Origin of the sequence: Pseudomonas asiatica, from assembly GCF_040214835.1 — a bacterium.
GTDB classification, from domain to species: domain Bacteria; phylum Pseudomonadota; class Gammaproteobacteria; order Pseudomonadales; family Pseudomonadaceae; genus Aquipseudomonas; species Aquipseudomonas putida_Z.
This window is the reverse complement of the sequence record NZ_CP157874.1, coordinates 3,443,901-3,465,510: the sequence shown is the minus strand read 5'-3', so window position 1 is coordinate 3,465,510 and position 21,610 is coordinate 3,443,901. Positions and strand designations below refer to the sequence as shown.

Sequence of the window (21,610 nt, the reverse complement as noted above, 5' to 3'; positions counted from 1 at the left end):
TAAATCAATGAGTGATGTGCTTGTGATGGTTTTGCCTGGGCCTTTCCGTGCGGGGAGGGCCTGGGCTTTTTGCTGCCAGGGGCTGTTGATCTAGAATCCGCCTTTTTACCCGAGCCCCCGCACCATGCTGCCCATCGAACTGCTGGCAACCACTGCCGACCAGGCCCCGCTGATTCGCAACCTCTACCAGTTCTACGCCTACGAGTCCTCGGACTGGGAGCAGGAAGACGTCGAAGTGGACGGCCGCTTCTATATCCATGACGAGCACCTGCAACGTTACTGGCAGGCCGATGGTTGGGGCGCGTACCTGGTGCTGGCAGATGGTTTCATCGCCGGTTTCGTGCTGGTCGAACGCAGCGAGCTGCCGGGCATCGACGCGTTCGAACTGGCCGACCTGTTCATCCTGAAAAAGTACCGCCGACAGGGCATCGGCCGGGCGGTGGCATTGCAACTGCTGGGCGGCGAGGGCGACTGGCTGATGCGCTGCTACGCCCAGGACATGCCTGCCGTGGCCTTCTGCGATGCCGTGCTGGCCGAGCTGTCGCGCCCGGCGCAGCCCATAGCCCTGGATGACGAACCGGGCTTGCTCAATTTCCTGGTGACGGGCGCCCGCCATTGAGGGGTTGCCAGCCTTCGTTCGCAAATTGAAGGGATCGTGGCTTTTTGTGAGCTACTTCACAAAATCGTCATCGGAGGCATAATGCCACCAATCCTTTTCACGCCTTTCGAAGGCCCAGGTAAAGTTCATGTCGCTAGTCGCAAGCCCCGACATCATGTACCGGCTGTTGATCCAGAGTGTGGTGGACTATGCCTTCTACCTGCTCACCCCCGAAGGTATCGTCGCCAACTGGAACCCTGGCGCCCAGCGCGCCAAAGGCTACCTGGCCGAGGAAATCGTCGGCCAGCACTACTCGTTGTTCTACACCGATGCCGAGCGCGCCGCCGGGCTGCCCGCGCTCAACCTTGAGCAGGCGCGCAGCACCGGGCGCTTTGAAGAGACCGGTTCGCGCCTGCGCAAGGACGGCACGACCTTCCATGCCCATGTGGTGATCGACGCGGTGTACGACGATGCCGGGCAACTGGTGGGCTTCGCCAAGGTCACCCGCGACATTTCCGAGCACCACCGGCAAGAGCTGGAACTGCTGCAGGCCAAGGAACTGGCCGAGCAGTACAGCCAGGAAATGGCCAAACTGTCGCAGTTCCTTGATTCGGTGATTGCCAACATCCCCGCCAGCGTCATTGTCCAGGACCTGGAAAGCCAGCGCATCCTGCTGGCCAACCAGCAGGCCGAGCGCCTGTTCGGCGGGCCGCAGCGCAGCATGACCGGGCAGTTGCCCGGCGAATGCCTGGCACCGGGTGCTGCCGGTTACCTGGAACAGCAACTGGCCCGTGGCGCCCGCAGCACCAAGGGGCATGCCGCCGAAACCCGGGTCGACACGGCCTGCGGCCCACGCACCCTGCGCAGCCGCACCTTGCTCAGCCAGAACCGTGAAGGCCAGGCCGACTACGTGCTGTTCGTTGCCGAAGACGCCACCGAAGAGCTGGCCGCCCACGCGCAGATCCACCACATGGCGCACCACGATGCGCTGACCGGGCTGCCCAACCGCACCCTGTTCAACGAACGCCTGCGCCAGGCGCTGGTGCGTGACAGCGAGCACGCCAAGCTGACCGCCGCCCTGTGCCTGGACCTGGACAACTTCAAGAACATCAACGATTCGCTGGGCCACGCCTTTGGCGACAAGCTGCTGCGCGCGCTGGGCAAGCGCCTGCGGCGCGAACTGCGCGAACACGACACCCTGGCCCGCCTGGGCGGCGACGAGTTTGCCGTGGTGCTGACCGGCCTGGAGGGCCGGGAGGCCGCATGCAACACTGCGCAGCGCCTGATCAACGCGATCTGCCCACCGTTCCAGATCGAGGGGCACCAGTTCACGGTGGGGGTGAGCATCGGTATTGCCATTGCGCCTGATGACAGCGACCAGGCCGAGCAACTGCTGGGCTACGCCGACATGGCGCTGTACGAGGCCAAGCGCAATGGCCGCAACCGCTACGAGTGCTTCAACGTCGAACTGGACGTCGCCGCCCGCCAGCGCCGCCTGGTGGAAACCGACCTGCGCACCGCGCTGCACCTGGGCCAGTTGCAGCTGCACTACCAGCCGGTGGTCGACCAGCAGACCAGCAGCGTTACCGGCTATGAGGCGTTGCTGCGCTGGGAGCACCCGACCCGTGGCATGGTCATGCCCATGGACTTCATCCCCATCGCCGAGGAAACCGGGCTGATCCACGAACTGGGCAACCGGGCGCTGAACCTGGCCTGCCAGGAGGCGGCCAGCTGGGACAGTGAGCAGACGGTGTCGGTCAACCTGTCGGCGGTGCAGTTCAAGAATGCCAACCTGGTGCACACCGTGGCCCTGGCGCTGGCCGACTCAGGCCTGCCGCCACAGCGGCTGGAGCTGGAGGTCACCGAGTCGGTGCTGTTGGGCAACAGCGAGGAGAACGTGCGTACCCTGCGTGCACTGAAGGACCTGGGCGTGTCCATTTCGCTGGACGATTTCGGCACCGGGTATTCCTCGCTGGGCTACCTGCGTTCGTTCCCGTTCGACCGGATCAAGATCGACAAGTCGTTCGTGCATGACATGTGCGACAGTCGCGAGGCGATGTCGATCATCCGCGCCATTACCGACCTGTCCAACAGCCTGATGATCAAGACCACGGCCGAGGGGGTTGAGTCGGAAGAGCAGATGCGCCGGTTGGCGGCGGAGGGGTGCTCGCACTTCCAGGGTTACCTGTACGGGCGACCGGCACCGGCGAACGAGCGGTTGAAGCAGGTCGTGACGCCAATATAACGGCCTACGCGGCCCATTGTGGGAGCGGCCTTGTGTCGCGATTGGGGCGCGCAGCGCCCCCATCATTTTCAGCTTCGCCGCAAAAATTGCCGGGGCCGCTTTGCGGCCCTTTCGCGACACAAGGCCGCTCCCACAGAGATCGTGTCAGCTTTCAGATATTGAGCCGCAATCAGCTGTTCCAGTCCGGCGCAAACGCCGGGCTCACCACCCGCTGGTCCTTCGGCAACCCGGCGATCGCCGCGCGGTCCTCGTCATCCAGTTGCACGTTCGACGCCGCCAGGTTGGCCAGCTGGTTCTCGCGGCTGCCGGCCTTGGGGATCACCGCCACGCCGTCCTGGTCCAGCAACCACTTCAGCGCCACCTGGCTGGGCAGTACGCCATGCTTGCGGGCGATCGCCTGGATCACCGGCTGCGCCGCCGCCTGCCCACGGGCCAGCGGGGTGTAGGCGGTGAGCAGCAGGTCGTGGCGACGGGCATAGTCCAGCAGCGGTTGCTGGCCGAGCAGCACGTGGTATTCCACCTGGATCGCCGACAATGGCGCGCCCAGGGTTTCCACCACCTGGCGCAGCAGCCCCAGCGGGAAGTTGGCCACGCCGATGCTGCGCGCCTTGCCCTCGTCACGCAGGGCCACCAGGGTTTCGATGCTGCGGGCCAGGTCCCAGTCCTGGCCGGGCCAGTGGATGTGGAACAGGTCGACCTGCTCGGTACCCAGCGCGCGCAGGCTGTCCTCCAGCGACTGGCGCATGGCCTTGGGCGCCAGGCGATCCCACCATACCTTGGTGGTCAGGTGAATCTGCTCGCGCGGTACATCGCTGTCGCGCAGGGCCTGGCCGACGGCGGCTTCGTTGTCATAGGCAGTGGCGGTGTCGATGTGCCGGTAACCCACTTCAAGCGCCTGGCGCACGGCCTGGGTGCACTCGCTGCCGGTCATTGGCCAGGTGCCCAGGCCGATCGCGGGCAGGTCCAGGCCGTTTCGGGTGGTGAGCCTTTGCATGTAAATTCCTTGTAGGGTGGCAGGGTTCGCATTCGATGGTCGGCGATCAGCACGGCACGGGCCATGCGCGCGGGGCGGAAAGTGGTCGATCAGCGAACAGAAATTGCAGTCGGCCTTGGCTGGCGGCAATTGAACTTCCTTATTCTTCGGCATCTCTTCTAGAATCCGAGCTGTTGCATCCGCCAGGCAACGCCTGCGCGGCCTTCCCTGGGCGCCGCATCCAGCCGCGCCGTCATCGAGAGTGCCATGAGTTCCAGCACACCGCTGTCCGGAGTCAACCAACCCCTGCGCGGCATCGCCCTGGTGGTGGTGGCGACGTTCCTGTTCGCCAGTCACGATGCCCTGTCCAAGTTCCTCGGCGGCCTGTACCCGATCATCATGGTGGTTTGGGCGCGGTATGTGGTGCACACGCTGTTGATGGCCGGCATCTTCCTGCCCAAGGCCGGCCTCAACGTGCTGCGCACCCGCCGCCCGCTGTTGCAGACGTTACGTGCCCTGAGCCTGTTGAGTACCAGCCTGCTGTTCACCACCGGCCTGCAGTACCTGCCGCTGGCCGAGGCCACGGCGGTCAACTTCCTGGCCCCGGTGCTGGTCACCGCGCTGTCGGCGCCGTTGCTGAAGGAGCGGGTGACGGTGGGGCAGTGGGTGGCGGTGGTGATGGGCTTCATCGGTGTGCTGGTGGTGGTGCACCCGGGCGGGGCGATGTTCACCCCGGCCATCCTGTATCCGTTCGGTTCGGCGCTGGGCTTCTGCTTCTATCAGTTGCTGACGCGCATCCTGGCCGCGCATGACAGCCCGACCACCAGCAACTTCTATGCGGGGTTGTGCAACACCCTGGCGATGAGTGCGCTGGTGCCGTTCTTCTGGGAGATGCCGCGTTGGGACCATGCGCTGCTGATGCTGGCGCTGGGTGGCTTTGGCGTGACTGCGCACCTGCTGCTGACCCAGGCCTTTCGCCATGCGGCACCGGCCTTGCTGGCGCCGTTCAGTTATTGCCAGATCGTGTTTGCCGGGTTGCTTGGGTTGGTTGTCTATAGCCAGGTGCCGGATACCCTGAGCCTGGTGGGCATCTCGGTGATCTGCCTCAGTGGGCTGGGGGCGGCGTGGATGCAGCGGGGTAAGTGACAACCTGTAGTGGCCTCTTCGCGGGTAAACCCGCTCCCACAGGTACAGCGCAGTCCGTGGACAGGGCGCTGTACCTGTGGGAGCGGGTTCACCCGCGAAAGGGCCCTCAAACGCGACCCTTCAACAACGCCTGTAACGAATCGTCAAAGTCGCGCAAGGCATCCGCCTGCACCGCCCGTTCATCCTCGGCCACCCGCGCCACATCGCCCAGGCGCTTGCTGGCCCGCCCTTCAGCACGGCCGATATAGGTCAGCTGGTCATCGAAAAAGCGCGCTACCACCCGGCTTTCGATATCCGCGCTGGCCAAACGGCTTTCGGTGTCCAGCAGCACGATCACATCCGGGTGGTCGCCCAGCAGCGTGTCCAGGTCGTCATAGAAGGTCACTTCGGCAAACTGCTGCGCCAGTGACCGCGCCAGCCAGTCATACGCCTGGCTCTCGCTGCCAAGGGTCGCAACAGGGGCACGCTGGCCCTGGGTCGGCGCGGCTGCCTGGGTGCGATGGCTGCCGAGGTATTCGAGGGTTGCTTCGGCGTCACGCCCCAGCAGCACGGCCACCCGTTGGCCGGGGGCCAGGGCGACACTGGAAATGGCCGTGGCCGAATAGAAGTGCCCGTAGGGCTGCGCGTCGGTAGCGGCAGGGCTGGCACAACCGCCAAGGGCGGCCAGCAAGGCGAGCAGGGCAGCGATCATGCCGGTTTTCATGGGAGGCCTCATCAATCAGCGAATGCCGCCATCTTCCGCCCGGGCTGGCCGCAGCGGAACTTGATGGCATTCATGGTGGCTATCGATGAGGTCGATGCATCACTGCGTGGCCATGAACTGCAGGATGCGCTCGCGCAGCCAGCGCTCGGCCGGGTCATTGTCCTGGGCGCCGCTCCAGACCATCGACAGTTCGGCCTCGGTGATGTCGAACGGCGCCGGGTCGGCGCGCAGGCTGCCGTCGTCGGCCAGGGCGCAGGCGGCATAGTCCGGCACCGTGGCGATCAGCTCGGTGTTGCGCAGCAGGGCGCGCAGGCTGCCGAACTGCGGCACCGCCAGCACAACCTTGCGGCAGCGGCCGATGCGCGCCAGGTCGAGGTCGATATTGCCGCTCATGTCGCCCGAGAACGACACCATCACATGCGGGCGGGCGCAGTATTCGTCGAGGGTCAGCGGGCCCGGGCGGTCATCGGCGCGAAGCACCCGCACGCCGATGTTGCGCAGCTTGCGGCGCTTGGCGGTGGCCGGCAGGTCCGTGGTGTAACTCACGCCCACCGAGATCTCGCCGCTTGCCAGCAGCCCCGGCATCAGCAGGAAGTTGGCCCGGCGCACTACCACGCTGATGTTCGGGGCCTCTTCGCGCAGGGCCTGCAGCAGGGCCGGGAACAGGCCGAACTCGGCATCGTCCGACAGGCCCAGGCGGAACACGTTGCAGCTGTTGACCGGGTCGAACTCGCGGGCGCGGCTGATGGCGGCGGAAATCACATCCATGGCCGGCCCCAGCTCGGCGAAGATCTGCATGGCCCGTGGCGTGGGCTCCATGGCCCGGCCGTTGCGGATCAGCAGCGGGTCGTCGAACAGCTCGCGCAGGCGGGCAAGGGCGGCGCTGACGGTGGGCTGGGTGATGAACAGCTTTTCGCCGACCCGGGTCAGGTTGCGTTCGATCATCAGGGCTTCGAACAGTACCAGCAGGTTCATGTCGACGCGGCGCAGGTCGTTGCGGTTCATGAGGGGGGCGGGTTCCGGAGTAGAGGGGGTGGCGGTGTATTGAAGCATGTGGCCAGCCTGGTTGCCTTGTATGGATGTGCCGGCCTCTTCGCGGGTAAACCCGCTCCCACAGGATCACCACAGGTCTTGAGGGCTGTACCGTACCTGTGGGAGCGGGTTTACCCGCGAAGAGGCCGGCACAGGAAGGCTGACAGAGCCAACCTATCACCCCTCAATAGCCACTCTATTAGAACTCTGTCCAAGCTCGGCTAGTCTTTCCCCTGGCCCCGCGAATTCCGCGAGCGGGCGGCGTGTCAGCACTTGCGTGCAAGACCGCACCAACCCCGTCGTGACAGCTTCGCAAGCCCCGTGTAGACCTGATGAGGGGTAGCACGAGCCCACGCGCTCGGCTGAAAGAACACCTGGCAAAGACCGGAAATCTGGATAACCGACCCAAAGGTACCCGCAGATGTCGAACGAATCGAAATGCCCGTTCCATCAAACCGCAGGTGGCGGCACCACCAACCGTGACTGGTGGCCTGACCAGCTCAACCTGAGAATTCTTCACCAACATTCCTCCAAGTCCGACCCGATGGACCCGGGTTTCGACTATGCCAAGGCGTTCAAGAGCCTCGACTTCCAGGCCCTGAAGAAAGACCTGAACGCCTTGATGACCGACTCCCAGGACTGGTGGCCCGCCGACTTCGGCCACTATGGCCCGCTGTTCATCCGCATGGCCTGGCACAGCGCCGGTACCTACCGCATCGGCGATGGCCGGGGTGGTGCAGGCTCTGGCCAGCAGCGCTTCGCCCCGCTCAACAGTTGGCCGGACAACGTCAGCCTGGACAAGGCCCGGCGCCTGCTGTGGCCGATCAAGCAGAAGTACGGCAACAAGATTTCCTGGGCCGACCTGATCGTGCTCACCGGCAACGTCGCCCTCGAATCCATGGGCTTCAAGACCTTCGGCTTCTCCGGCGGGCGTGCCGACGTGTGGGAGCCGGACGAAGATGTGTACTGGGGTTCGGAAAAGGTCTGGCTGGGCGGAGACATTCGTTATGGCAATGAGCAGGTCAAGGCCCAGCCGCCAGGCCAGGGTGACCTGGTAGCAGAGCCAGCCAAGCACCCAGAGGAGCAAAGCCGGGACCTGTCCGGCGAGCGTAACCTGGAAAACCCCTTGGCTGCTGTGCAGATGGGCCTGATCTACGTGAACCCGGAAGGCCCGGACGGCAACCCCGACCCGGTGGCCTCGGGCAAGGACATCCGTGACACCTTCGGCCGCATGGCCATGAACGATGAAGAAACCGTGGCGCTGATTGCCGGTGGCCACGCCTTCGGCAAGACCCACGGTGCCGGCCCTGCCGACAACGTCGGCCCGGAACCGGAAGCTGCAGGCCTGGAGCTGCAGGGGTTGGGTTGGGCCAACAAGTTCGGCAGCGGCAAGGGTGGCGATACCATCACCAGCGGCCTGGAAGTGACCTGGACTTCGACCCCCACCCGATGGAGCAACGAGTACCTCAACAACCTGTTCAACTTCGACTGGGAACTGACCAAGAGCCCGGCCGGTGCCCACCAGTGGCGGCCGAAGGAGGGCAAGGGGGCAGGCACCGTGCCGGATGCCCATGACCCGGCCAAGCGCCACGCGCCTTCCATGCTCACCTCCGACCTGGCGCTGCGCTTCGACCCGATCTACGAGCCGATCGCCCGCCGCTTCAAGGACAACCCTGACCAGCTGGCAGACGCCTTCGCCCGTGCCTGGTACAAGCTGATCCACCGCGACATGGGCCCATTGGCGCGCTACCTGGGCCCGGAAATGCCCAACGAAGAGCTGCTGTGGCAAGACCCGCTGCCAAAAGTCGACCACCCACTGGTGGGTGAGCAGGACATTGCCGCGCTCAAGGCCAAGGTGCTGGCGGCGGGCCTGAGCGTTGGCGAGCTGGTGGCCACAGCTTGGGCGGCGGCGTCGACCTTCCGCGGTTCGGACAAGCGTGGCGGGGCCAATGGCGGCCGCCTGCGCCTGGCGCCGCAGAAGGACTGGCCGGCGAACCAGGGCACAGGCAAGGTGCTGGCGGCGCTGGAGAAGATCCAGGCCGAGTTCAATGCCGGTGGCAAGAAAGTCTCCCTGGCCGACCTGATCGTTCTGGCTGGCGCCGCCGCAGTGGAAAAGGCTGCCAAGGACGCCGGGCACAACGTCAGCGTGGCGTTCCGCCCGGGGCGTACCGATGCCTCCCAGGCGCAGACCGACGTCGAGTCGTTCGCCGTGCTGGAGCCGCTGGCCGATGGCTTCCGCAACTTCACCAAGGCCCGCTACAGCGTCAAGGCCGAGAAGCTGCTGCTGGACAAGGCGCAGTTGTTGACCCTGACCGCGCCGGAAATGACCGTGCTGATCGGCGGCCTGCGCGTGCTCGGCGCCAACCATGGCGGCAGCCAGCAGGGCGTGTTCACCGACAAGGTCGGTACCCTGAGCAACGACTTCTTCCGCAACCTGCTGGACATGGGCGTTGAGTGGAAGCCGACCTCGGCGGATAACGAAACCTTCGAAGGGCGCGACCGCAAGACCGGGCAGGTGAAGTGGACCGGTAGCCGGGTTGACCTGGTGTTCGGCTCCCATGCCCAGTTGCGGGCGTTGAGCGAGGTGTATGGCAGCAGTGATGGCCGGGACAAGTTCGTGCGGGACTTTGTGGCGGCCTGGGAGAAAGTGATGGAGCTGGATCGCTTTGACCTGAAATAGCTTCGTCAGAAATGGGGGCGCTTTGCGCCCCTATCGCGACACAAGGCCGCTCCTACAAGCCATCGCCGAATCCACATGCGGCGCCGAACCTGTAGGAGCGGCCTTGTGTCGCGACAGGGCTGCAAAGCAGCCCCATGCTCTCCGGGGGCTGGACCATTTCAATCTTCCTGTGCAAGCTGATGCACGACAGTGATTGCACACAGAAGGTGATCGTTCGTGAACCCCGAAACCATGCTGGCGGCATTGCCAGGCTACGCCATGTCGGCCGAGTCGATACAGGTGCTGCCCGATGCCAAGGCCTACCGCGCCTGCCTGCTCGAGCGCATCCGCGCCGCAACCCGGCGTATCGTCATCGTTGCGCTGTACCTGCAGGAAGACGAGGCCGGCCAGGAAGTGCTGGATGCCTTGTACCAGGCCAAGGCCGCGCGGCCGGGGCTGGAAATCACCATCGTGGTCGACTGGTTCCGTGCCCGCCGCGGCTTGCTGGGCGCCGGGCGCCAGCCGGGTAATGCCGCCTGGTACCAGGCCCAGCGCCAGCACCATGGGCTGGACATCGTCATCCATGGCGTACCGGTGCAGACCCGCGAGCTGTTTGGCGTGTTGCACCTGAAGGGCAGCATCATCGACGACTGCGTGATCTACACCGGCGCCAGCCTTAACAACGTGTACCTGCACCGTTTCGACCGTTACCGCCTGGACCGCTACCACCTGTTCCAGTCACCAGAGCTGGCCGACGCGATGGTCGGGCTGGTGCGGCGCCTGCTGCACCACACCGCCACGCCGCGCCTCGACCTGCCAGAGCCACCCTCCACCCGCAGCCTGCGCGGCGACATCCGGCGCTTGCGCGCGCGGCTGCGGCGCATGGCCTATGAGGCACCGGCCAGCGCAGCGGGGCAGGGCCTGCGGGTTATTCCGCTGTTGGGTGTGGGCCGTGGCAACCCGCTGAACCGGGCACTGTGCGCCTTGCTGGCGGCGGCGCGCACGCAGGTCATCATCAGCACGCCGTATTTCAACCCGCCCCGGGTGCTGATGCGCGAGCTAGACCATGCCCTGGCGCGTGGCGTGCGGGTGGAGCTGATCGTTGGTGACCGCACGGCCAACGACTTCTATATCGCCCCCGGCGAGCCGTTCAGTGCCAGCGGTGCGTTGCCCTACCTGTACGAAGACAACCTGCGCGCCTTCACCCGACGTCGCCACGCTGCGATTGCCAGCGGCCAGCTGCAGGTGCGGATCTGGAATGACCCCGGGCATACCTTTCATGCCAAGGGCGTGTGGGTAGACCAGCGCTATTCGTTGCTGACCGGTAACAACCTGAACCCGCGCGGCTTCAACCTGGATCTGGAGAACGGCCTGCTGATCGATGACCCGCAAGGGCAATGGCTGGGGCCACGGGAGGCAGAGTTGACCGAGTTGCGCCGGCATGCGCCGAAGATCGGCTCGGCAGAGGAGTTGGGGGTCAAGGCCGAGCACCCCAAGGAAGTGCGCAAGTTCCTGCGGCGGCTGCGCTATAGCCGGCTGGAGCCGCTGATCAAGCGGGTGCTCTGAGGGAATTCAAGCGTTTTTGTGGGAGCGGCCTTGTGTCGCGAAAGGGCCGCAAAGCGGCCCCAGACGTTGGTGTTGCTACCAAAATTGCCGGGGCTGCTCTGCAGCCCTTTCGCGACGCAAGGCCGCTCTCATAGAACTGCACATGACTCATTGAATTAGCAGGGACCCTGTGGGAGCGGCTTTAGCCGCGAACACCGGCGCAGCCGGTGCCATGCACCGCGTTGGATTCTTCGCGGCTAAAGCCGCTCCCACAGGGTACGAGGATCGCTTGCGAATTCAGTTATCTGTGCGACAGCGCAGCCCAAAGGGCTGGGCAATCTCCCACAGTGACCGCAGTCAGGCTGCTGCACCTTTGGCCTCAGCCACCTTTGTTTCCTGTTTGCCCCGCGGCTTGAGCCGCGACACCGCAAACAGCACCACCGCCAACCCGACGACCTGATACAGCGAAATCTCCTCGCTCAGGATCGCCCACGATGCCAGCACCGTCAGCACCGGCCCCAGGTTGCCCACCGCGGCAGTATGGGTCGGCCCCAGGCGCTGTATCGCCAGCGCCACCCAGTAGATCGGCAACACCGTGGAAAACACCGCCATCAACCCGGCATTGGCCCACACTGCGCCTGGCAACTCCCACAACTGCCCGACCGGTGCCACCACCAGGTAATGCGCCAGCACCATCAGCGAGTACGCAGTACCGCACAGCCCGGCCAGGCGCATCGAGCCCATGCGCTTGAGCATCATTCCGGTGCCGGAGTAATACAGCGCGTAGGTCACCGCACTGGCGAACACCCACAGCGAGCCCAGCACCACCTGCTGGCCAGCCCCGGCCACACTGACATCGTGGACAAAGGCAATGCCCAGCCCCAGGTAGCACAGGCCCATGGCCGACAACATGGGCGGCAACTGGTGAGCTTTTTGTCCGGGCAACGGCTTACTGCGCCGGGGCCAGGCGAATACCACTCACCTGCACCTGATCACCGGGCTTGAAGCGGGCATTGGGCGAGCGATAACGCTGGGTATTGCCGTCGTCATGGCGTACCACGTAGGCCGCGTCGCTGTGCCCGCTGCCTTGTTGCACGGCGGCGCCGCCAAATGCACCCAGGGCTGCACCGGCGATGGCGCCGAACGGGCCACCGAGCGCGGCGCCAACCATCAGGCCGCTGACGCCGCCGGCGCCATAGCCCACCGTGTTGTCGGGGCTTTCCGAGAGCACCTCGTCGGCGCAGGCGGGCAGGGCGATGGACAGGGACATCGCCAGAGGGAGGAGGATATTTTTCATGATGGTTATTTCCGCAAGGCAGGTAGTGGCGAAAGAGAATGGTTCAGCTTTCGTGCCAGCTGGGCAGCCCTTGCAGATGGGCGTGTTGCGCTGGTGTGTTGTCATAACGACAGCGGTTTTTGTGGTGCAAATGACAGGCTGATGTCAATATGACATTCACTCGCACGGGTATTGGCCAGGGCTGGGCTATCATTTGCAGGCTGGTGGTGTGAGGCTCCTCTGAAAAGTCATCACGAGCGCATACAATCGGGCCTTTTCCTCGTCAACCAGATAGGCCAAACCGTTCATGGCGCTTGATCCACCCACGATGCTCACTATCTCGATCGCCCTGGCTGCCGCGGCTGCGTTGTACCTGGCGATCGAGTGGCGCAGCGTACGCGAGCCGTCGCTGCTGTTCTGGAGCGCAGGCTTTGCCACCATCACGATTGGTTCCACCCTGGCCTTGCTGCGCGGCATCGGTTTGTTGCTGATCGGTATCTGGTTCGCCAACGGCTTGCTGGTGGTGGCGCACTGGTTCTTCCTGATGGGGGTGTTGCGCTTCACCCAGGTGCGGCTGTCGCGTATCTGGTTATCGGTCGTGCTGGTGTGGTTTGCCTTGCTGCTGATGCCTGTTGGGCCGCAGTGGTCGAAGGTGATGCTGATGGTCAACTCGTTGCTGGTGGCGCTGTTGACGCTCAAGGCCAGCTGGCTGTTGCGGCCGCATGGCAAGTCGTTGAGTGTTGGCGCGGTGCAGTTGCGCTATGTGTTGCTGGCGCATGGGTTGTTCTATGTGGCCAAGGCGATCATTGCGATCACACCGGGTACGCTGATTGACCTGGCCACCTTCGGCGGGCTGATCATTCAGGTTTCGTTAGTCGAAGGTGCGATGGCGATCATGCTGATTGCCTTGTCGATGACCGGCACCGTGCGCTACCGGCGCGAGGAGCGGATCGCCCGCCTGGCGGCCCGTGACCCGTTGACGGCGCTGTACAACCGGCGTGCACTGGAGGTGCGGGCGGGGCCTTTCTTCAAGGCAGTGCATTCGGCGCAGCCCGGGGCCTTGCTACTGATCGACATCGACAACTTCAAGCTGGTCAACGACCTGCACGGGCATGTTGCAGGGGACCGCTTGCTGATTGCCCTGAGCGAGATGATTCGCACGGTGTTGCCCGAGCGCTCGCTGGCGGCGCGGCTGGGCGGTGATGAGTTCGTCATTCTGCTGTGTGGTGCGAGCAGCGAGCGGGTCATGGAGCTGGGTGGACTGCTGCGCGAGCAGTTCCAGCAGTATGCCAGCAAGACGGTACCTACGCCGCAGCCGGTCACCTTGAGCATCGGCGCCAACTTGTTCGACCAACCGCCGACGAGCCTTGCGGCCTTGATCGAGCAGGGGGATGTCGCCTTGTACCAGTCCAAGCGCGGTGGGCGCGACAGCATCCGCTTCGTCGAACGGCCGATGGCCGACCTCAGTTAGTAGCAGTTTTGCCTTTGCTTTTGCTTCTAAGCGCCTGAACTATCGCGCGCTTAGAAGCAAATGCCGAAGCAACAACAAGAATGGCGAATCAGGTCACCACCTGGTAGCACGGTACATACGCCGCGCCGCCAGGCAACTTCATCCGATGCTGGTCGACGAACGCCTGCAACAGCCGGCCCAGTGGGTCCAGCACGGCGCTGTCGCCACGGATCTGATACGGCCCGTGTTCCTCGATCAGGCGGATGCCCTTGTCCTTCACGTTGCCGGCGACGATGCCGGAAAACGCCCGGCGCAGGTTGGCGGCCAGTTCGTGCGCCGGCAGCTCGCGGCGCAGGTCGAGGTCGGCCATGGCCTGGTGGGTTGGGTCGAACGGGCGCTGGAAGCTCTCCTCGATCTTCAGCAGCCAGTTGAAGTGGAAGGCATCGTTGCGCTCGCGGCGGAACTGCTTCACCGCCTTGAGCCCTTCGACCATGTGCCGGGCAACTTCCGCCGGGTCATCGATGATGATCTCGTACAAGCGATGCGCCGCTTCACCCAGGGTGGCGCCGACGAACGCGTGCAACTGTTGCAGGTACGGCTCGGCACTGCGCGGGCCGGTGAGTACCACCGGGAACGGCAGGTTCTGGTTGTCCGGGTGCATGAGGATGCCCAGCAGGTAGAGGAACTCCTCGGCCGTGCCGGCACCACCCGGGAAGATGATGATGCCGTGGCCGACACGGACGAAGGCTTCCAGGCGCTTCTCGATGTCCGGCAGGATCACCAGTTCGTTGACGATCGGGTTGGGCGCTTCGGCGGCGATGATGCCCGGCTCGGTCAGGCCCAGGTAGCGGCTGCCGTGCATTCGTTGTTTGGCGTGGGCAATGGTGGCGCCCTTCATCGGGCCCTTCATCACACCCGGGCCGCAGCCGGTGCACACATCCAGCTTGCGCAGGCCCAGCTCGTGGCCGACCTTCTTGGTGTATTGGTATTCCTCGCTGCTGATCGAATGGCCACCCCAGCACACTACCATCTTCGGCTCCACGCCCGGGCGCAGGGTGCGAGCGTTGCGCAGCAGGTGGAAGACATAGTCGGTGATGCCCTGGGAGCTTTCCAGGTCGATGCGCTGGCTGGCCAGCTCGCTTTCGGTGTAGACGATGTCGCGCAGGGCGCTGAACAGCATTTCACGGGTGCTGGCGATCATTTCGCCATCGACGAAGGCGTCTGCCGGGGCATTCAGCAGCTCCAGGCGCACGCCGCGGTCCTGTTGATGAATACGCACCTCGAAGTCCTGATAGGCCTCGAGGATGGTCTTGGCATTGTCGACATGGGCGCCGGTGTTGAGGATGGCCAGGGCGCACTGGCGGAACAGGGTGTAAAGGCTACCGGTACCGACTTCACTCAGTTGCTGCACTTCACGTTGTGACAGCGTCTCCAGGCTGCCTTTGGGGCTGACGGATGCATTGATGACATTGCGTTGAGGCATCTAAGTCTTTCCTGTGCGGGTAAAACATCCTTCTTTGACAACACCATACCGAGAAATGTGGACGGCAACGAGGGGGGGCAACAAAAACCTCATCAGACCGAGCCGCCTGCTTCGCGGGTAAACCCGCTCCCACAGGTACGGCGCAGGTTCCGAAAGCAGCGCGATACCTGTGGGAGCGGGTTTACCCGCGAAGCAGGCGACTCGGTCTCAAGTCATCCCAACAGCTTCTGCACACCCAGGGTAATCGCCACGCCACCAAACACCAGCCAGAGGTTGAGAAGCGCCCCGGTGGCCAGCGCCCGCGGCCCGGCCTGGCGAATCTGGCTGAGGCGCGTCTCCATCCCCAGCGCGGTCATGGCCATGGTCAGGGCGAAGGTATCCAGGCTGTTGACCGCCTGCGTCACGCTGCCCGGCAACACCTGCAGCGAATTCACCAGCACCAGCGCGAGGAAGCCGAAGGCGAACCAGGGCATGGCGATGCGCCCGTTGCCCTGTGCCTGGCCCGGCTGGCGCGCGCGGCTGATCCAAAGGCCCACCACCAGCAGCACCGGTACCAGCAGCATCACCCGGGTCATCTTGACGATGGTGGCGATATGCGTGGCCTCGGGGCTGATGTTGCTGGCCGCACCGACCACCTGGGCCACCTCGTGAATGGTGCCACCCAGGAACAACCCGGCGCCCATGGTGTCCAGGTGCAGCCAGCCGGCATTGATCGCCAATGGGTAGAGGAACATCGACAGGGTGCCGAACAGCACCACGCTACCAACCGCCATGGCGCTTTTGTGCGGTGCACTGCGCAGCGCCGACTCGAAGGCCAGAACCGCGGCGGCGCCGCAGATGGCGCTGCCGGCCGCGGTCAGCAAGGCGGTATCGCGGTCCAGCTTGAACAGCTTCATGCCGCACCACAGGCCGATCAGCAGGGTGCTGGACACCACCAGCAACGACACGATGAGCCCGGACCAGCCGACTTCGGCAATTTCCTGCAGGCTTACCCGCAGGCCGAAGAAGGCCACAGCAATGCGCAGCAGGCCGCGGGCGGAAAAGTTGATACCCGCCGCCCAGCTTGCTGGTACACCGTCACGCAGTGCATTGCCGTAAAGCGCACCGGCGACGATACCGACGATCAGCGGGCTGATACCCAGATTGGCGATGGCGGGCAGGGCGGCCAGCTGGGTGACCGCAAGCGCGAACAGCGCGACGAACAGAATGCCATTGAGCCGCCCTCGGGTAGAGAGGGTAGGTGCAAAGGCGGGGTTGGACGGAGCCGTGGCCATGTGAGTCCTCCGGAAAGGTGTTTCGATATGGCTTACGTTAATCTGGTTATAAGCTTATAAAAAATCGTAATTTAGGATGGCAAATATCCGTTTAGCTGATACTTTTCATTCATGACACCAGAACAACTGATAACGTTCGCCACCGTCGCCGAGCACGGCAACATCAGCCATGCGGCCCAGGCCCTGCATTTGTCGCAGCCGGCGGTGTCTGGCCAGCTCAAGCTGCTGCAGGAGGCCTTTGGCGAGCCGCTTTATCAGCGCGCCGGCCGTGGTGTGCGGCTGACAGCAGCCGGCGAGCAATTGCTGGCCCATGCCGAGCGCCTGCGCGAAACCTTCCGTCAGGCCCAGGCATTGCGCGAGGCCATGCGCGGGTTGGAGCGCGGTACCTTGCGCATCGGCGCCAGTACCACGCCGGCCAGCTACCTGCTGCCTTACCTGATTGCCGATTTCCATGCCCGCTACCCGGAGGTGCTGGTGAGCACTTCCAACGGCAATACGGCAGAAATCGTCGCTGCGCTGGACAGCGTCGATATCGCCCTGATCGAAGGGCCGCCTGGGCAGGAACTGCCATTGGGCACGGCGGTGACGGCGTGGCGGGAGGACGAGATCGTGGCCATCGTGCCGCGTGGTCATCCGCTGGCTGGCAGTGACCGACAGACGCTGGCGTCGCTGGGCGCTTACCCGTTGGTATTACGCGAGAGCGGCTCGGGTGTGCGGCAGATCGTCGAGCGGGCATTTGCCCGCAGTGGCGTGGCGATGCGCGTGGCGCTGGAGATTGCCGGGGTGGAGGGGGTGAAGGAGGCAGTGCGGGCCGGGATGGGGATTGGTTTTGTGTCGGCGATGTCGATCCGGCATGAGGATGGGGCGTTGCAGCGGTTGCAGGTTGTGCCGCAGGCGTTGGTGCGGCGGTTTTCCATTCTGGTGCCGCATGCAGCCACCCCGTCGCGGGCTGCGGCGCGGTTTCTGGAGTTGTGTGTTGGCCTGCAAGAGGTGGGGTGACTGTGCTGGCCTCTTCGCGGGCTTGCCCGCTGCCACAGGTTTCTCACGGTTCTTGAATGCGGTGCAGTACCTGTGGGAGCGGGCGAGCCCGCGAAGAGGCCTGCACAGGCAACCTCAATCCACCCGAAAGACATGCTTCAGATAGGCCACGAAGTTCTCATCCCGGCACTGTGTCTTGCCCGGGCTGTCGGAAATCTTGGCCACCGGTGCCCCATTGCAGGCCGTCATCTTTATCACTATGTTCATCGGCTCCACCCCCGGGATATCGCAGGTCAGCCTGGTACCAATGCCAAAGCTCACATTGATCCGCTCATGCAGCGCCCGGTACAGCCCCAGCGCCTTGGCAAGGTCCAGCCCGTCGGAAAAGATCAGGGTCTTGCTCTTCGGGTCGATCCCCAGCCGCTCATAGTGGGTGATGGCCTTTTCCGCCCAGGCCAGCGGATCGCCCGAATCGTGCCGCAGGCCATCGAACAGCTTGGCGAAGTACAGGTCGAAGTCGCCCAGGAACGCGTCCATGGTGATGCAGTCGGTCAGGGCGATGCCCAGCAGCCCCCGGTATTCCCGCACCCAGCATTCCAGCGCGGCAGCCTGGCTGTCGACCAGGCGCGGGCCGAGTTGCTGGTGGGCCATGAACCACTCGTGCGCCATGGTGCCGATCGGCTTGAGCTGGTATTCGCGGGCCAGGTGCACGTTGCTGGTACCGACAAAGCGGCCCGGGAAGTCACGCTTCAGAATGTGCACCACCTCTTCCTGCACCCGGTAGGAGAAGCGCCGCCGGGTGCCGAAGTCGGCCAGTTGGAAACCGGCAAGTTCTTCGGCGCTGGCCTCGGCCTTCAGCCAGTCGAGGTTCTGATACAGGCGCTCGCGGACCTGCTCGATCACCACCTCGCGATAGCGGTAGCGGTTGCGCACCTCGCTGATGATCGCCAGCAGCGGGATCTCGTAGAGAATCACGTGCAACCACGGCCCTCGCACGCGAATCGCCAGTTGCCCGGCATCATCCAGGCCTACCTGTACATAGCGCAGGTTGAAGCGGAACAGGCTGAGAAAGCGGATGAAGTCCGGTTTGATGAACGGGATCTTCTCCAGGTAGGCGAGCTGGTCATGCGTGATGCTGACATCGGCCAGTTGCTCGACCTGGTAACGGATTTCCGCCAGGTAAGGTGCGAGGTTCTCGCCGTTACGGCAGCGGAACTCCCACTCCACCTCGGCGTTGGGGTAGTTGTGCAGCACCGCCTGCATCATGGTGATCTTGTAGAAGTCGGTGTCCAGCAGGTTCTGGATGATGCGTGGGCCGAAAACGCTTTCGCTCATGGGCGGTCCTCCTTGATCAGAGAGAGCTGGTGGTCGAGCGCGGCTTCGTCGCCGCAGAGGATCACGCCGTCGGCGGCCAGGGCGCCACACGCCTCGATCGCGCCTGCCTGGGTGAGCGCGCGGCAGGCCGGCAGGTACAACAGCACCTGGAAGCCGGCCTGGCGCAATTGGCGCGCGGTGGTCCTGACGCAATAGTCCAGGGCCAGGCCACCGACGATCACCGCGCCCACCTGCTGCACCTTGAGGTACTCGATCACCCCGGTGGAGCGGCGTTCTGCCAGGTCGTGGTAGCAGGCACCGTAGGGATGCAGGTCGGGCTCGACGCCTTTCCACACGAAATAGTCGTAGTCGATGGGGGCCGGCAGGCCGGGCAGCAACTCGAAGCCGGGTGTGCCGGGGACGCAGTGGCTGACCCAGGTCAGGTCGGCGTTGGTCAGTTGCAGGGGCTGCAGCATGTGCGCGGGGTCGGCGACTACCCAGGCGGCGTTGGCCGGGTGGGCGTCCTTGCTGCCCAGGCGCAGGTCGGCGCGCAAGGCCATGGTATTGAGATCTACCGCGATTTCATTGCCTTCGGGAACCGGCAGCTCTTGCGGCACGTTGTTGGTGAAGCCGTTCTGGGCGTCGACATCGAAACTGGCGATCTTCATGGCGGTTCTCCTCGCTGGAATAGATACATAATTCACTTGGTGTAATAAGTGTGTCAAGCAACTTTTGAAACGGGCTTTCTGCTTGCCTTACTTAGATGCTCTGGTGGATTATGGTGAGATTGAACAAGGAGTCGCCCGGTGAATGCAGTCGAAGTCCTGGCCAGCGTCGATATCGTCGCCCTGCGCATGGCCCCCGAAGCTCAGCATCTGCAGGTGCTGTTGCACCGTCGTGAGCGTGAACCGCATGCCGGCCAGTGGGCCTTGCCCGGGGTGATCGTCAATGGCCGCACCCCCGACACCAGCCTGGAAGCTGCTGCCGAACGCGCGCTGCGCGAGAAAACCCAGGTCGTACCGTGCTACATGGAACAGGTGGGCACCGAGGGCAATGCTTTCCGCGACCCGCGTGGATGGTCACTCAGCACCTATTACCTGGCATTGCTCGAACCCGGGCAGGTCGTCGAGGGCGAGCAACTGGCGTTTTTCGACTTGGACAGCGTATTGGCGCGCAAGGTGCTGTTGCCCTTTGATCACAACCTGTTGGTGGAGCGGGCCCGTGAGCGGCTGGCGGCGAAGACGGTGTACAGCAGCCTGCCGCTGTACCTGCTGGCGGAGAAGTTCACTGTGCTGGATGCGCTAGGTGCGGTGCAGGCGTGCCTGGGGCAGGCGGTGAATAACACCTCGCTGCGCAAACGCCTGGAGCGCTTGCGCGAGCTGGGGTGGGTGAGGGACACCGGGGAGAAGAACCAGCCCAGGCTGGGCCGGCCGCAGCTGTTGTATCAGTACACACCACAGGGGGAGCGGGCGTTCATGTTTGACCGCAGCCTGCTGCCTGAGGGCGCTTAGTCGCCTGTACCGACCTCATCGCCGGCCAGCCACACAAACAGGTGCAGCGTTGATCTCGAGGTTGTCGCTGTACCTGTGGGAGCGGCCTTGTGTCGCGAAAGGGCCGCAACGCGGCCCCAGGATTGATGCGCAACAGTTGAAATTGCTGGGGCTGCTTTGCAGCCCTTTCGCGACACAAGGCCGCTCCCACAGGGATTGCGCCAACTTTCAGAATTTGAGCAAGACAGTTGCTCCCAGGTAAAGCATCAGGCTCGAGCCCTGTGATTACCCTGTGGGAGCCGGCTTGCCGGCGATGAGGCCCGTTCAGGCAAGCACATTCATCAATGCGCGCAGCGGCTGGTATCGCCTTGTTCCGCTGGTGCCTTGCGCGCCGCCGCCAGGATGGTCGCCAGCACGATCAGCGCAGCGCCAGCGGCCATGCGCAGGCTTGGTTGCTCACCGAACAGCCACCAGGCGCCGATGATCGCGTACACCGGCTCCAGCGCGATGATCATGCCGGCCGTGCGCGCTTCCAGGCCTTCCAGGCTCTTGACGAACAGGAACTGCGACAGCCCGGTGCAGAACACGCCCAACAGCGCCAGGTTGACCCAGTCACTGCCAGCCAGGCTGGTGTTGCCCAGGTGAGTGAAGGCAAACGGCGCCACCAGCACAGCCACCACCACGTTCTGCCAGAACGCCACCTGCATCGCGTTCATGCTCGAGCCGTTGCGGCGGTTGGCCACCGTCAGCAGGGCGAACGCCAGGCCCGAGCCCAGGCCCCAGAGCAGGCCGACGGTGCCTTTGTCGAGCAGGTCGAAGGTCGGTACCACCAACACCAGACCGGCCGTGACCATCAGCAGCAGCAAACCTTGCACGGCACCGATACGCTGGCCGAACACGCCGCGCTCGATCATGGCGATGAACGCCGGGAAGCTGGCGAAGCCCAGGGTGGCCACGGCCACGCCGCCAACCTTCACGGCGATGAAGAAGGTTACCCAGTGGGCAGCCAGCAGGGCGCCGGTCAGGCCCAGCACCGGCAGGTTGCGCAGGGTGAGGGCGTCGAGCAGGCGCGTGCCCTTGAGCCCGGCGACGAAGCCCAGGGCGATGAAGGCGAAGGTGGCGCGGCCGAAGGTGATGATGCTGGCGTCGGCCTCGATCAGGTGACCGAGGATACCGGTCAGGCCGAACAGCACAGCGGCGATATGGGCAACGCACAGGGCGTTACGGTGGCCGGTGGCAGCACCGGCTACGGGGATTGAAGTCGCGATCATGGCAGTCAAGTCTTCACAATGTGGCGCGCGCAAACACTCCCGGCTGGCGCGGCGCGGGTTTCTGATACTGGGAGTTTTATCGTTATGAGCCCGGACGAACTGCCCGGTGCAAAAAGGCGCCACAGCGTTGGAATTGTGAAGCGAGGCTGTTTTACTCGCGAATACCGCACCGA

General features: G+C 64.3%; 18 protein-coding genes and 1 pseudogene. 9 read left to right on the top strand and 10 right to left on the bottom strand.

The genetic code is table 11. From position 1 onward, the window contains the following. The first annotated feature begins 124 nt into the window (after positions 1-124). Together ABNP31_RS15475 and ABNP31_RS15470 are read left to right on the top strand one after the other, a co-directional pair. A complete protein-coding gene (locus tag ABNP31_RS15475) occupies positions 125-619 on the top strand; it encodes a GNAT family N-acetyltransferase (RefSeq protein ID WP_085665110.1) in 495 nt (164 codons plus the stop codon). 127 nt (positions 620-746) lie between these two features. Beyond that, positions 747-2,843 (top strand): putative bifunctional diguanylate cyclase/phosphodiesterase, encoded by a 2,097-nt coding sequence (locus tag ABNP31_RS15470; protein WP_350012481.1) that lies wholly within the window; start codon positions 747-749, stop codon positions 2,841-2,843. A 169-nt stretch (positions 2,844-3,012) separates the two neighbouring features. On the opposite strand, the gene ABNP31_RS15465 is transcribed toward ABNP31_RS15470, so the two are convergent. Then, positions 3,013-3,837, bottom strand: coding sequence for an aldo/keto reductase (locus ABNP31_RS15465; protein ID WP_085593104.1), 825 nt, complete (start codon positions 3,835-3,837; stop codon positions 3,013-3,015). A 246-nt stretch (positions 3,838-4,083) separates the two neighbouring features. On the opposite strand from ABNP31_RS15465, the gene ABNP31_RS15460 reads away from it, so the two are divergent. Next, positions 4,084-4,962 carry a DMT family transporter gene (locus ABNP31_RS15460; protein WP_350012480.1) on the top strand — a complete coding sequence of 293 codons (879 nt, stop codon included), beginning with the start codon at positions 4,084-4,086 and terminating at the stop codon, positions 4,960-4,962. A 106-nt stretch (positions 4,963-5,068) separates the two neighbouring features. Here the strand turns inward: ABNP31_RS15460 and ABNP31_RS15455 are convergent, their stop codons facing one another. Together ABNP31_RS15455 and ABNP31_RS15450 are read right to left on the bottom strand one after the other, a co-directional pair. Next, on the bottom strand, positions 5,069-5,665 hold the full coding sequence (locus ABNP31_RS15455; protein ID WP_085615348.1) for a hypothetical protein: 597 nt from the start codon (positions 5,663-5,665) through the stop codon (positions 5,069-5,071). A gap of 99 nt (positions 5,666-5,764) precedes the next feature. Continuing rightward, positions 5,765-6,670 carry a LysR family transcriptional regulator gene (locus ABNP31_RS15450; RefSeq protein ID WP_025338767.1) on the bottom strand — a complete coding sequence of 302 codons (906 nt, stop codon included), beginning with the start codon at positions 6,668-6,670 and terminating at the stop codon, positions 5,765-5,767. A gap of 448 nt (positions 6,671-7,118) precedes the next feature. Between ABNP31_RS15450 and katG the strand changes: the two genes are divergently transcribed. Both katG and pssA read left to right on the top strand, forming a co-directional pair. Beyond that, positions 7,119-9,377 (top strand): catalase/peroxidase HPI, encoded by a 2,259-nt coding sequence (gene katG, locus ABNP31_RS15445; RefSeq protein ID WP_350012479.1) that lies wholly within the window; start codon positions 7,119-7,121, stop codon positions 9,375-9,377. Between the two features lie 216 nt (positions 9,378-9,593). Beyond that, on the top strand, positions 9,594-10,922 hold the full coding sequence (gene pssA, locus ABNP31_RS15440; RefSeq protein ID WP_025338769.1) for a CDP-diacylglycerol--serine O-phosphatidyltransferase: 1,329 nt from the start codon (positions 9,594-9,596) through the stop codon (positions 10,920-10,922). Between the two features lie 336 nt (positions 10,923-11,258). On the opposite strand, the pseudogene ABNP31_RS15435 reads toward pssA, so the two are convergent. Together ABNP31_RS15435 and ABNP31_RS15430 are read right to left on the bottom strand one after the other, a co-directional pair. Beyond that, a pseudogene (locus ABNP31_RS15435) lies at positions 11,259-11,810 on the bottom strand (DMT family transporter); the annotation flags it as partial. Positions 11,811-11,850: 40 nt separating this feature from the next. Beyond that, positions 11,851-12,198 (bottom strand): hypothetical protein, encoded by a 348-nt coding sequence (locus ABNP31_RS15430; RefSeq protein WP_350012478.1) that lies wholly within the window; start codon positions 12,196-12,198, stop codon positions 11,851-11,853. Between ABNP31_RS15430 and ABNP31_RS15425 the strand changes: the two genes are divergently transcribed. Together ABNP31_RS15425 and ABNP31_RS15420 are read left to right on the top strand one after the other, a co-directional pair. After that, positions 12,197-12,340, top strand: a complete 144-nt coding sequence (locus ABNP31_RS15425) for a hypothetical protein (RefSeq protein ID WP_155951618.1) — start codon at positions 12,197-12,199, stop codon at positions 12,338-12,340. The two genes, ABNP31_RS15430 and ABNP31_RS15425, sit on opposite strands and share 2 nt — an antisense overlap. Before the next feature lie 165 nt (positions 12,341-12,505). Beyond that, positions 12,506-13,648 carry a GGDEF domain-containing protein gene (locus ABNP31_RS15420; RefSeq protein ID WP_238066479.1) on the top strand — a complete coding sequence of 381 codons (1,143 nt, stop codon included), beginning with the start codon at positions 12,506-12,508 and terminating at the stop codon, positions 13,646-13,648. An 88-nt stretch (positions 13,649-13,736) separates the two neighbouring features. Here the strand turns inward: ABNP31_RS15420 and ppnN are convergent, their stop codons facing one another. Both ppnN and ABNP31_RS15410 read right to left on the bottom strand, forming a co-directional pair. Further along, positions 13,737-15,110, bottom strand: a complete 1,374-nt coding sequence (gene ppnN / locus ABNP31_RS15415; protein ID WP_025338773.1) for a nucleotide 5'-monophosphate nucleosidase PpnN — start codon at positions 15,108-15,110, stop codon at positions 13,737-13,739. Between the two features lie 212 nt (positions 15,111-15,322). Beyond that, a complete protein-coding gene (locus ABNP31_RS15410; RefSeq protein WP_238066478.1) occupies positions 15,323-16,384 on the bottom strand; it encodes a YeiH family protein in 1,062 nt (353 codons plus the stop codon). 111 nt (positions 16,385-16,495) lie between these two features. On the opposite strand from ABNP31_RS15410, the gene ABNP31_RS15405 reads away from it, so the two are divergent. Then, positions 16,496-17,383, top strand: coding sequence for a LysR family transcriptional regulator (locus ABNP31_RS15405; protein WP_015270743.1), 888 nt, complete (start codon positions 16,496-16,498; stop codon positions 17,381-17,383). 114 nt (positions 17,384-17,497) lie between these two features. Here the strand turns inward: ABNP31_RS15405 and pncB are convergent, their stop codons facing one another. After that, complete coding sequence (gene pncB / locus ABNP31_RS15400; RefSeq protein WP_238066477.1) at positions 17,498-18,697, bottom strand: nicotinate phosphoribosyltransferase; 1,200 nt, start codon at positions 18,695-18,697, stop codon at positions 17,498-17,500. After that, positions 18,694-19,344, bottom strand: coding sequence for an isochorismatase family protein (locus ABNP31_RS15395; RefSeq protein ID WP_238066476.1), 651 nt, complete (start codon positions 19,342-19,344; stop codon positions 18,694-18,696). The genes pncB and ABNP31_RS15395 overlap by 4 nt, the downstream gene beginning before the upstream one ends. Positions 19,345-19,482: 138 nt before the next feature. Between ABNP31_RS15395 and ABNP31_RS15390 the strand changes: the two genes are divergently transcribed. Then, positions 19,483-20,187 carry an NUDIX hydrolase gene (locus ABNP31_RS15390; RefSeq protein WP_238066475.1) on the top strand — a complete coding sequence of 235 codons (705 nt, stop codon included), beginning with the start codon at positions 19,483-19,485 and terminating at the stop codon, positions 20,185-20,187. 320 nt (positions 20,188-20,507) lie between these two features. Here ABNP31_RS15390 and ABNP31_RS15385 read toward each other — a convergent pair whose 3' ends face one another. Further along, the gene (locus ABNP31_RS15385; protein ID WP_350012477.1) at positions 20,508-21,437 is read right to left on the bottom strand and encodes a DMT family transporter; all 930 of its coding nucleotides are present in this window, start codon (positions 21,435-21,437) and stop codon (positions 20,508-20,510) included. Between the last annotated feature and the right edge of the window lie 173 nt (positions 21,438-21,610).

What these genes read in the sequence shown, in the direction of transcription:
- ABNP31_RS15475 (WP_085665110.1), top strand. Translation starts at nt 125, where the DNA reads ATGCTGCCCATCGAACTGCTGGCAACCACTGCCGACCAGGCCCCGCTG.
- ABNP31_RS15470 (WP_350012481.1), top strand. Translation starts at nt 747, where the DNA reads ATGTCGCTAGTCGCAAGCCCCGACATCATGTACCGGCTGTTGATCCAG.
- ABNP31_RS15465 (WP_085593104.1), bottom strand. Translation starts at nt 3,837, where the DNA reads ATGCAAAGGCTCACCACCCGAAACGGCCTGGACCTGCCCGCGATCGGC.
- ABNP31_RS15460 (WP_350012480.1), top strand. Translation starts at nt 4,084, where the DNA reads ATGAGTTCCAGCACACCGCTGTCCGGAGTCAACCAACCCCTGCGCGGC.
- ABNP31_RS15455 (WP_085615348.1), bottom strand. Translation starts at nt 5,665, where the DNA reads ATGAAAACCGGCATGATCGCTGCCCTGCTCGCCTTGCTGGCCGCCCTT.
- ABNP31_RS15450 (WP_025338767.1), bottom strand. Translation starts at nt 6,670, where the DNA reads ATGAACCGCAACGACCTGCGCCGCGTCGACATGAACCTGCTGGTACTG.
- katG (WP_350012479.1), top strand. Translation starts at nt 7,119, where the DNA reads ATGTCGAACGAATCGAAATGCCCGTTCCATCAAACCGCAGGTGGCGGC.
- ABNP31_RS15425 (WP_155951618.1), top strand. Translation starts at nt 12,197, where the DNA reads ATGATGGTTATTTCCGCAAGGCAGGTAGTGGCGAAAGAGAATGGTTCA.
- ABNP31_RS15430 (WP_350012478.1), bottom strand. Translation starts at nt 12,198, where the DNA reads ATGAAAAATATCCTCCTCCCTCTGGCGATGTCCCTGTCCATCGCCCTG.
- ABNP31_RS15420 (WP_238066479.1), top strand. Translation starts at nt 12,506, where the DNA reads ATGCTCACTATCTCGATCGCCCTGGCTGCCGCGGCTGCGTTGTACCTG.
- ppnN (WP_025338773.1), bottom strand. Translation starts at nt 15,110, where the DNA reads ATGCCTCAACGCAATGTCATCAATGCATCCGTCAGCCCCAAAGGCAGC.
- ABNP31_RS15410 (WP_238066478.1), bottom strand. Translation starts at nt 16,384, where the DNA reads ATGGCCACGGCTCCGTCCAACCCCGCCTTTGCACCTACCCTCTCTACC.
- ABNP31_RS15405 (WP_015270743.1), top strand. Translation starts at nt 16,496, where the DNA reads ATGACACCAGAACAACTGATAACGTTCGCCACCGTCGCCGAGCACGGC.
- pncB (WP_238066477.1), bottom strand. Translation starts at nt 18,697, where the DNA reads ATGAGCGAAAGCGTTTTCGGCCCACGCATCATCCAGAACCTGCTGGAC.
- ABNP31_RS15395 (WP_238066476.1), bottom strand. Translation starts at nt 19,344, where the DNA reads ATGAAGATCGCCAGTTTCGATGTCGACGCCCAGAACGGCTTCACCAAC.
- ABNP31_RS15385 (WP_350012477.1), bottom strand. Translation starts at nt 21,437, where the DNA reads ATGATCGCGACTTCAATCCCCGTAGCCGGTGCTGCCACCGGCCACCGT.